The sequence below is a fragment of the Pseudostreptobacillus hongkongensis genome (assembly GCF_001559795.1).
Lineage (GTDB): Bacteria > Fusobacteriota > Fusobacteriia > Fusobacteriales > Leptotrichiaceae > Pseudostreptobacillus > Pseudostreptobacillus hongkongensis.
This window is the reverse complement of the sequence record NZ_LOHY01000112.1, coordinates 1-10,440: the sequence shown is the minus strand read 5'-3', so window position 1 is coordinate 10,440 and position 10,440 is coordinate 1. Positions and strand designations below refer to the sequence as shown.

2 protein-coding genes are annotated in these 10,440 nt (G+C 30.8%); both read right to left on the bottom strand.

Annotated elements, in window-relative coordinates; all coding sequences use genetic code 11:
* Positions 1-318: 318 nt before the first annotated feature.
* Positions 319-9,711: a YadA-like family protein gene (locus tag AYC59_RS05860; protein WP_066896288.1), complete on the bottom strand. Its 9,393-nt coding sequence runs from the start codon at positions 9,709-9,711 to the stop codon at positions 319-321.
* Positions 9,712-9,721: 10 nt separating this feature from the next.
* Positions 9,722-10,249, bottom strand: a complete 528-nt coding sequence (locus tag AYC59_RS05855) for a hypothetical protein (protein ID WP_066896285.1) — start codon at positions 10,247-10,249, stop codon at positions 9,722-9,724.
* Between the last annotated feature and the right edge of the window lie 191 nt (positions 10,250-10,440).

Genomic DNA, 10,440 nt, shown 5'->3' with positions numbered 1-10,440 from the left:
AAATATTTGTGAAGAACCTTAATTTTATACATTCTTATTCAATCACAAATCTACATTCTTATATTATCACAAACATCTATTTTCGTTTTTGTGCATTTAATACTTTACATTGCCATAAGATTTTCTTTTATATATCTTACCTATTAAGTAATAAATACTCTCCTTATGCTGCTCTAGAATTAGCTAAAAGGAAATTTAACATTAATTTTTCTTTGCAAACTCTATACAATTACATAAATAAAAATATTTTTGAATTTATGGGTTATAAAAAAGAGAAAGAATTTTACTTCTTCCTCTAATTTTAGATCATAACTTTAATTATTTAGTTTCAGATTTTTTCTTTTTAACTTCTTCCATTAATTTCTTAAGTTCTTCTCTAGTTTTTTCATTTTCTTTTCTTAATTCATCAATGTAAGATTTGATTTCTCTATTTTCCTCTTCAAGTCTATGAGTCTTATATTCATTCTCAATATCTTTTTTCTTCATTTCATCTTTAAGATTATCAATGATATTTCTATTTTCAGCATCTTTATCTTTTAAAATTGCAATTTCTTTTTTAAGTGACTTATTACTACTTATTGTATCTTTAATTTCTTCAGATTGTTCATTTGCAAATTGATAACCAACACCTATACCTAAAGCTACCTGTCCATTAGTATTTAATGAACCACTAGCTCTATATATTACTGTTTTCTTTTTATTAGTTCCATTTACCCCTAAAGCTAAAGCATTTGAACCTTCATAATAACCATAAGCTGCTACTATAGCGTGTCCACTTCCTATAGAATTAAATTGTGGTAAATTAGCCATAGCTACTGCATTAGCTACTCCAGAAAGAGCTTTTTTAGCAATTTTATTTGTAGATAAAAGCTTGTTTTCAACATAATCAACTGTAGCTACTGAAGTTAAATCATTTTCAATAGTTTTAAGTCCTCTGATTGTTCCAAGTGCTTTATTAGTTCCTAAATCAAGATTTTTACTTAAATTAAATGTAACTTCTCCATCTTTTTTACCTTCTGTTACAATATTGCCATCACCTTTAAACTTAAATCCTGTATCAGGAGCAACAGTATTTTCTACCTTATTATCTCCCACATATTTAATAGTACTAACCTTATCTAATTTATTATTAACCTCAGTTTTAAATGTATTATATGTTCCATAAGTAACTGCAGATGTAGCATCTGTTGAATCTTTAAGACCTGTTATAACTCCAGTACCTTTACCATCTGCATCTTTATTAAATGTAATACCTTCTTTATTAATAGTAACTTTCTTACCACCTTCTTCTTTAGTTTCAAAGCTAGTCATTCCTGTTAATTTATCAGCAAGTTTAACAACTAATCCTGTCTTACCTGTAGTTGTATCTTTTTCAACTTTAATATTATTAGCTGCTGTATTAGTTCCTGTTGGTACAGTTCCTTCTCCTGTTATACTTACAGTTCCATCTAATTTAGCATTAACCTTATCTCCGTCATTTCCAACAAAGTTTAGACCCTTATCCATCTTTTCTGTTACACTATTAATTTTATTAGTTACATAGTTATTAACATAATTTACAGTAGTTGCTGCTGTTGGATCTTTAGGTGTACCGTCATTATTTAATTCAGGATCTTTAAGTCCAGTTATTGTTCCTGTTCCTTTATTATCATCTGTCTTATTAAATGCTATTGTTGGTGCATTTGTTCCGTTTCCACCTTTAATGCTTATTCCATCTTTGCCGTCTTTTCCTTTAACTACTATTGAAGCTCCATTTGTTCCATCTGTTCCATTAATAGCTACTGCATCTTTACCATCTTTACCTGATATAGATATACCATTTTCACCTAATGTAATCTTAGACTTACCATTTGATACTGTTTCAATATTATTTAAGTTCTTATTAAGTTTAATTTCAAGTGTGCTTGTATCTTTATTTCCAATAACTGCTATATTTCCACTTGCAGAATCTTTACCATCATAAGTACCTTCACCTTTAATATTTAATCCTTTATTTAACTTAACTGTTACTTCAACATTGTCATTTCCAGTATACTTCATACCTCCATCTACAATATTTGTAATCTTATTTGTAATTTCAGTTTTAGCTCCTTCAATCTTATTAGTTACATAATTTACTGTAGTTGCTGCTGTTGGATCTTTAGGTGTACCGTCATCATTTAATTCAGGATCTTTAAGTCCAGTTATTGTTCCTGTACCTTTACTATCATCTGTCTTATTAAATGCTATTGTTGGTGCATTTGTTCCGTCTCCACCTTTAATACTTACTCCGTCTTTACCATCTTTTCCTTTAACTACTACTGTTCCACCATCTTTACCATTTATAGCGACACCTTTATCTTTATCTAAAGTAATCTTAGTATCTCCATTTTGTATAGATTCAATATTTTTTAATGCTTTAGCTAATTGAATTTCAAGTTTAGATATCTTATCTGTTGCATCTTCAATAGCTTTAACATTAATATTATCACTTGCTCCTACAAAATCAGTAGCTGGTGTACCTTCACCTACAATTTGTAATTTTGTACCTAATGCACGATGTAAAGTAGCTACTCCTGTATTTCCACTAAAGTCAAGTCCTGCTTGTGCGATAGCTTGTAAATCTGCTAAGTTTACAGCTTTATCTAATCCGTTAGTCTTAGTTAATAATGTCTCAACAACTCCTTTTGCTTTTTCAGCAGTTATTGCTGTATCTGCATCACGGTTGCTTAACGCACTTGCTAAGTTATTCAATGTTGTAGCTTTTGTTGTTTCTCCATTTGCATTAACTAATCTTAATTCTGGATTTTCTACTCCTTTACCTTGAGCATCTGCTTTAACATTACCCTTATCATCAAGTTGATCTGGTTTATAATACTTACCATCATTACCCTTAATTAATCTTTCTCCAGCTTCATTAGTAAAGATTACAGTCCCTGCTTCTCCATTTCTTAGAGCATTTACTTTATCAGTTAAGTCTTTACCATTTAAGCCATCTTTACCAGTTAATCCGTGTGTCGCATTAGAATCTTGTCCATCTTTTCCTTCTTTACCATCTCTACCATCTGATTTAGCAGATATATTATTTAATTTAGCTTGAGTTGAATCATCTAATTTAACTTCATACGACTTACTATTAGTTCCAGCTGTTTCTGTTACTTGTATTCCCGTTCCTGCTGTTACAGTAACTGCTTCCACAGCTAAATCTTTAACTTTCGCTTTAGCATTATCTGTCATATTATCAAGATCTTTAGTTGCATACTTATCATTTGCATTTGCATCTAAATTATCTAATTTACTCTTATATGCATCTTTAAGTTTTATTGTTACATCACTACCAGAAGCTTTAGTTTCTATTGTATCTGATCCTTTAATTCCAAATGATAATCCTCCAGCTTTATTTAAAGCTTGATTAGCAGTTGATCCAGTATCTCCATCAAGTTTGAAATTATTAGATGTTACTGTATCTAATGCTTCCTTAGTAACAACTTCTTTACCATTAATCGTAACTTTTTCTTTATCATATACTATACTTGCTTTCTTAGTAGCATCAGTTTTATCAGCAAGAGTTATACCCTTAGTTTCTACTGTTTCAAATTTCGGATTTTCTGCTATTGCAACAGTTATAACACCATTTCCAGAAGCATCTTTAGCATATTTTGTTTTAATATTTGTGCCAACATATTTAACTGCATTAGCATCAGTTCCTGTTGTAATATCACCACTTTTAACTTCTAGTGTAGATCCTAATAATTGTTTAGATTTATCTGCTTCATTATCTCCACCAAATGTTATTCCTGAATTTAATGTTGATATAACATCATTCAATCCTTTAACTATTGTAGTAGGTGCAGTTTGAGCTGTATCTTTAGAATCTTTTATTGGAGTAATTTCTGGTGCTTTAATATTACCGTTAGTATCTAATTCAACACCCATCTTATCAAGTACAGTTTTAATTTGTGAACCATTTATAGCTTCCTTAGAATTTTCACCTATTTTACCATCTGCAACCTTATCTAACACTTTTGCACTTGTAACACTTCCATCATTAAGTGACGCTAATGCGTGTCTTACTTTATTAGCAGGTACTTCTACTAATGTAGCAACTGTTGGATTTTCTTTTAATTTACCATTAACAAATTGATCTTCTCCATAATATTTATTAGTAGTTACATCATATCTCTTATCTTTTAAGTCCTCTGCCTTATATATCTTACCATCTAATCCTTTTTCTACAATATTTCCTTGATCATCTGTATATAATACTGGTGCAGAATCTGATGTTGCAACTTTTTTACCATTTATTAATAATGATCCTTTTCCATCTCCTGCTACTATTGTTGTTGTTTTACCATCACCTTTATCAAATGTTATTTCATCTTTAATCTTAGCTTTTCCTGTTTCTACTTCATCAGCTGTAACTTTTTTAAATGTTGGTGATTTCTTAAATCCTATCTCTAGTCCATTTGTTGTTGTTCTTGTTGCTACATTTTCTGTTGTATAATCATCATCTGTATATGTAGCATCAGATTTACCTTTTATTTCTAAAGTTTTTCCTAATGCTCTATGTACTGCATCTCCACTATTTCCACTAAAGTTAAGTCCTGCTTGTGCTAATGCTTGTAAATCTCCAACATTAACTGCTTTATCAAGTCCCGTAGTTTGTATTAATAATGCTTCAATCGCAGTTTTTGCATTTTCTGCTGTTATTGCCTTACCTGTTTCACGAGTTATATTCATTAATCCATTTGCTAAATTATTTAATGTCGTTACTGTTGTTGTACTTCCACTTGCATTTACAAGTCTTAATTCTGGATTATCTAATCCATTATTTACAAATCCATCTTTAGGGGTACCATCTGTATTAAGTTCACTTTCTTTATAGTATTTACCATTATTTGCCTTTAATACTCTATCTCCATTTGCATTTGTAAATATTACTGTTCCTGCTTCTCCATTTCTTAATGCATTTACTTTATCTGTTAAATCTTTCCCATTTAATCCATCATTTGCTGTTAAACCGTGTGAACCGTTTGAACCTGCTGTACCATCTGTTGCATCTTTCCCATCTCTTCCATCAGATTTCTTACCAGCATTATCAATTTTTGCCTTAGTATCTGCATCTAATGAAACGGTAAATTTATTATTTGCAACATCAACACTTACACCATTTGTCCCCGCTACTACTAATTTTGTAGTATTTAAATCAACTGAACCTGTTTTTTCATCAGCTCCTGATTTACCATTACTAAGATTTAATACTGATGCCTTATTTTCAATAGCTGCTATTTTATTTTTTAAATCATCACTTAATTTAGTTTCTGTTATAGCCTTATCTTCAATTTCAAGAGTTAAATTTCCAGTACCTAAAACCTTACCAGTACCATTTGTTACCTTAATTCCTGTTCCTGTTACATTAGATTTTGTTACATCTACTGTATAAGAATTAGCTGTTGTATTAGATTCATCTTTAGTAACTGTTATTGGACTATTAGCAGCATTTGCAACGGTAGTTTTTGCTGCACTTATTTTACTTTCAACTTGTGTTGTTGTTGAATAATTTGTTGTTAAATAAGAATGAACTGTACCACCAGTTACTGTACCTGCATTAGAAGCTGCAATCGCACCTGTTGCAATTTTACCTATTTTACCTTTAGTATCATCATCTAAAGTAACTGTATATGTTGTTTTATGTGTTGTATTGTCTGTTGATGATGAAACTGAAATATTACCAGTACCTGTAACTGTAACTGCTTCTTTTGCAGTATCTTTAATCTTATTAATTCCACTAGTATTAATATTATCTAATGCAATATTTGCTTTTCCATTTAAATCAGTTTTTGTAGCATAAGTAGTTCCTGCATTTTCTGCTAAGTTATCTAATTTAGCTATCTTATTTTTCAAATCTTCAGTCATACCAACTTCAACTTTACTTCCACTTGCTGTTGTTTTTAATCCGTCTTTACCTGAAACAGTAAATTCTATTCCACCACTTTTATTTAAAGATATAGCTGTGGTTTTTGTTGGGGTGCTACCTGCTCCATTATCTCCAGCTAGAGTTATAGTATTTGAAGCAACAGTATTCCCGGCATTAATTTTTGATAATAAACTGTCCTCTAATTTACCTTCTGTTATATTCTTATTCGCTATCTTATCTGTAGTTACTGCACTATCTCCTAATTGAGTTGAACCAACGGCTTTATCTGCTATTTTTGCTGTTGTTACAGCTTTTTCCCCAAGTTTAGTTGTTGTTATACCACCATCTTTAACACTAATAGTTATTGCATTATCTCCAGCTTTAGTTGTAATTGAGCTATCATCACCTTTTATAGCGATATCTTCTCCAAGTTTTTTCTCAACTTTACTTCCACTATCACCAGTAAATCCTAGTTTTTTACCTTCTAATGTTGTTATTTTACCTGCAACTGTATCAGCTGTAGATTTAGCTGTATCTGCAGTTGTTTTAACTGTATTTAATTGTTTTCCTGTTACTGCATCAGTAGAAGTATTACTAACAGTCCCATCAGCAAGTCCTGTTATTTTCTTATTTCCAACACTTAAATTTCCACTATCATCAACTGTAAGACTTAGAGATTGTGCCCCTGAATTTTCATTATTTAATTTAAGTGATTTAAAAGTAGGTATCTTTTTTAAACCTATCATTATTTCAGGTGTTTTACCATTACCGTTTATATGTGTAGCTAAATTGTTCCCAGAATAAAATTCTTCTGAATCAGTAGTATGTGTATTAAAATCTCCACCTTTAATAGTTATGGTTGCACCTGGCTCAAGTTTAGGGAAATTATTAACTCCACCTGGAAGATATTGAGCTATTATTGTAGGAAGTGTCGCTTTTAATTGTCTAACAGTTACCGCTTCATCATCATTTGCTCCATCTTCAACTCCTGTTAACCTTCTTGTACCAAAAGCAACAACCTTACCAGTATCTGTAAATGTTCTATTTGTTGCATAAGAATTTTCAGTTGAAGCTTTAGCTTCTGTTCCTTTTCCTATTGCAACTGAATTTTCAACATTTGCTTTAGCTCCTGCTCCTAATGCTACTGTATTATTTGCTTTTGCTTCTGCTTTATCTCCTATTGCTACTGAATATGCGCCTGTTACATTAGTTCTATAACCCATAGAGATTGAATTAGTTGCATCTACACCTGCTAAAGCTCTAAATCCTATTGCTAATGAATCTTTACCTTTAGCTCCTTCATTAGAGTAGTTTGTTACTTTTTTAAGTTCTTCTATATCTTCTCCACCAATTAAATTTCTATATGCTTCTGGTGTTGTTATTTGGTCCTTAACAGTTTCTATTTTTGTTACAAGTTCATTATATTTATCTGCTGGCTTATCAGTAGCAGCCAATTCGCTTATAGTTATATTTCTTAAGCCTTGTGCAGCATTTTTTATGTAATTTGATGTATCTGCATTTTCTATTTCCCTAACCTTATCATCTATCGCTCTTTTAGAAGTAGGATCAAATTTTTCCCCCAACCATTTTTCTCTAGCTGTTAATTGCAGTGATTGTATCTTATATCTAATATACATATCATAATTTTTTCTTCTTTCAATAAGTTCAGTAACAGATTGTGAACCTTTTAATCCATCAGTATCTTGACCTAACTTATTAACAGATAAATAGTGCATTCCAGATTCTATATTATCAACTCTGCTATCTACCTTTTCTTCTAATGTTCTTAATTGAACTACGTTAACAGCATCTGTATCCAACCAACCTGAAGCCACATTTACTATACGACGTTCTTTCCCTTTAGAACCTACAGATATTACTCCTGTTTGTCCTGTTGTAGGTATTGCAAGTGATCCTTTTGCAGTCCAACCTGGATGTAATAAATCACGATATGTATAATCCGTCACACTTTTATAACCTAAAGCAACTGAATTTTCAAGTGAAGCGACTGAATTATTCCCTAGTGCCATTGTATTATTACCTGTATGCATAAATGTTTTATCGCTAGATTTTTCTATAACTTCATCACTAGTTAATTTATCTGCTATCTCAGTTGTACTTTTCCAAACTCTTTTAATTCTTGCTTCAACTCCTAAAGCTGTGGCATTTTCAATATTATTGTTTTTAGTTTCTTCACCTATTTTAATACCTGATCCGTAAGCCATTGAATTTTGTACTCCAGATCCTATTAAAATATTATTCCCTACAGCTATATTATTTTTTGATGTAATTCCATCTTCACTTATATGTTTAATATTAGTTCCATTACCAAAAACTAGTGATCCCTCTGCTTGTATCCATGAATTTGACCCTAATAGAGATGAATTTTTAGAAATAACAGCAGAATTATTCCCTACTACAGTAGAATTTTCAGAATTATTTTCAGTTGCTGATCCTACTCCTAATGTAATACTGTTTTTTCCTAAGGCTCTTGCACTTGTTCCTATAGCCAAAGCATTTTCATTGTCCGAAAAAGAATAAGAACCTATAGCAAATGAGTTTTTCTTAAGTCCAAAAGCCCCTCTACCTAATGAAACTGCATTATCTCCACTAGCTATTGTCTTTGTTCCTATTGCTATAGCATTTTTACCTTCTTGTGTAACTATTCCATCTACATCGTGAAATCTTTGGTTATTAGTAACAATACTACTATTTCCGCTTATTTTTTCTTCAACTTCATCTAATTTATCTAATCCTACACCCCTATTATGTGCTAAAAATTGAATAATATCAGAATTTATTGTCATTTTAGTATTTGCATAAACATCTGTACCTATAGCTATTGACCCTTCTCCTCCAGATTTTGCTCTAAGTCCTACTGCCGTTCCACCTTCTTTTAATATTTGAGTGTCATTCCCTATTGCTAAGGCTCTATCAGCAAAGTTTATAGCTTTATTCCCTATAGCTATAGCTCCTTCTCCCTCAGCACGAGATTGAGTTCCTAAAGCTGTTGCTCCTTTACCTAATGCAAAAGCTAATGTACCTATAGCAGTTGACCCATTTTTATATGCTAGTGTTCTTGATCCTATTGATATTGACCCTTGTCCTCCCGCAACATTGGGAGAAAAAACTGCATTTGCAGCACTTCCTGTACCATAAGCCACTCTACCTGAATCTATTTTATCATAAAGTTGTTTTAAATAATTATTATAATCATATTCACTAATTTTATCTGTATATTCTTTATTATCATCATTACCTATAGCTATTGACGAACTACCAAGTGCATAAGTATTATTCCCTATCGCTACTGCTTGAGATGTTGAAGCTACATCATTACCTATTGCTACGGCTTGACTTCCCTTTCCAAGTCCATCTCCTGCTCCAAATGGATTATATGATACTTTAACAGCCCCTATAGCTACTATTCCATTCCTAACAGTATCAGGTTCTTTTTTTACATCAATTTCCATAGATTGTCCTCTAGCACCTGAATCTCCAAAACCTATAATTACTGAATTTGTCAAAGGATTTTTTTTATTACCTATTCCATCATCATTTACAATCTTATCCGCATCTGCAAATATAACAGATCCTCTTCCTGTTATTTGTTGTGCTGACACTAATACTGTCATCTTTTTTTGATTAGTTGTTCCATCAAATTGTACTGGTTGATTACTCCATGCTGCATCTACTATCACTCCAAATCCAATGAACCCCAACATTAAAAATGATATAACAGTTCTGTCATTAATACTAACCTTTTTCTTTAGGCTTCTTTTTAGCCATCTCTTTAATTCTTGCATTTTATTCATATATTTATACCTACCTTATATTATTTATTTTTCTATATAAAACTGTATCTTGTATATTTTCTTCATCAAAAGTTTGAACTAAAGCTTCTTCAAGTTCTTCCTTAGTTAGATTTAAAGTTATTAATTTAATTCCATATTTACTTAAATCAATATTTAATTCTTTTAATTTTTTTGTTGTTCTGTTCATAAAATATGATATTCCATAATCATTACTTGCTAAATATATCGTAATATTATTAGATGATTTTACAAATTTTGTCAAATCAGTATTAAACACATATACATCTGGTAATATTAAAAGCAAATTATCTGATATTTTAGTATTTGTTTCATTAAACTTTTTAACTATTTCATCAGCTGAAAACATATCACCTGATACTTCATAACTTGCAAGACGACTCTTATTTTTAATTTCCATTATCATTTGTGACACGCCTAATCTTGTTGATACTCTTTGATTAAAAATTCTACTTTCAAGATTATCTACTGAATAAGTTATAAAAGAAAGCATAAATAGTAATGCTAATACTTTTTTCACAATAACCTCCTTAAAATTTATAATTTTAACAATAAATTTTACCATAAAAAATATTCATTTTCAACACTACCCCCCCCACTTTATCTTATATTTTCCTTAGAAAATTATTTGAAAATCATTTGCTAAAAATGATTATTATTGTTATTTGTATCCATTTTTATTACAAAGTACCGGAAATTTGAAAAAAATAA

Coding starts and splice junctions, on each gene's coding strand:
- AYC59_RS05860 (WP_066896288.1), bottom strand. CDS start 9,711: ATGAATAAAATGCAAGAATTAAAGAGATGGCTAAAAAGAAGCCTAAAG.